Raw genomic sequence first — 1226 nt, 5'->3', positions numbered from 1 at the left:
GTAATCATCTGAGGGAATAATGCGGGTATTTTTGGAAAAGGTTAACGCCGCTGTGTGACGAAAATCGAAGACTTCCCCTTCAGCTCTTTCTAAGTTTTCGTCTAATAGAACAAGTTCACTGACGCTGCCTAGCGTGAGCAAATAATTGCAAACACCAACTCCAACGGCGCCAGCGCCAATCACACCAATTTTCATCTTACTCTCCCTGAAAAAATGCGGCTCTTGAAAGATACGTCGCTCTTTAAAAATGAGCGGCAAGAACATAAAAGTCCAACGTCATTTTGTAGCTCAGAATCTGTTACCAATCTAGTCTTTCATTTCCGCACCATGCTTGTCTGGTGAAAATTACACCGTTGAATCGTGACGTTACCGCCCTGAAGAAGCCTTTCACCTCTATATCAATGGCCAAAAGCGAGTACAATCTGGACATCTCATTCAAGAAGGCAAACAAAATGGAAACTCTGTTAATTGGTCACCGCGGCGTTGCCGGCTCGTTCCCAGAAAATACAAAAGTCAGCGTTCAAGCTGCAATTGATCTCGGCCTAAAATGGGTAGAAGTGGATGTTCAGCCAACAAAAGATAACGTACTTGTGGTTTGCCACGATCATACGTTAAATCGATGCAGCAATGGCAAAGGACGAGTTGATGCGCATACGTTGAAAGAACTAAGACAATTAGATTTCGGTGGCTGGTTCAGCGAAGATTTTGCTGGCGAAACTATCATGACTCTTGAGGAGCTATTAAGCTTGGCTACTGAGCGAGGTCTAAATCTGAATATTGAAGTTAAAGTAGACCGCCATCCAGCGGATGAAGTCGCACAAACGCTAGCAAAAGTGCTTACCGAAAGTTCAATGCCTAGAGAGAACCTTTTACTCTCAAGCTTTAGTCATGATGTCATCAGAGCACTTTACCAGCATTGCGAAGGTTATCGTTTGGGTGTTTTAAGTGAGTTTTTTACAAAAAAAGACGGGCTATTGTTAGATGAAGTGAAAGCGTACAGCTGTAACCTAAATATTAACTGGGTTCGTTCGCGTCAGATCATTAAGCTGCAAGAAGCGGGCTATAAGGTCATGTGTTACACGGTCAACAACCCGAATAAGCTCAAGCACCTTCCGCAATTAGATGGCATTTTTAGTGACCATCCAAAACGTTTTATGAAGTAACCTTTCAAAGCTCCCGTGGGATAACGAGTCCTACCACTCGATCGTGATCGGTGTTCCCATGGT

2 protein-coding genes are annotated in these 1226 nt (G+C 43.6%); one reads left to right on the top strand and one right to left on the bottom strand.

All coding sequences use genetic code 11. The annotated features are described in order from the left end of the window. A partial coding sequence (locus R7P67_RS25095; RefSeq protein WP_411912818.1) for a lactate/malate family dehydrogenase occupies positions 1–195 on the bottom strand: 195 nt, incomplete at its 3' end. Positions 196–452: 257 nt separating this feature from the next. On the opposite strand from R7P67_RS25095, the gene R7P67_RS25090 reads away from it, so the two are divergent. Then, on the top strand, positions 453–1163 hold the full coding sequence (locus tag R7P67_RS25090) for a glycerophosphodiester phosphodiesterase family protein (protein ID WP_140264004.1): 711 nt from the start codon (positions 453–455) through the stop codon (positions 1161–1163). Positions 1164–1226 lie beyond the last annotated feature (63 nt).

The sequence above is a fragment of the Vibrio sp. Vb0937 genome (assembly GCF_033338855.1).
This window is presented reverse-complemented; position numbering and strand designations above follow the sequence as displayed.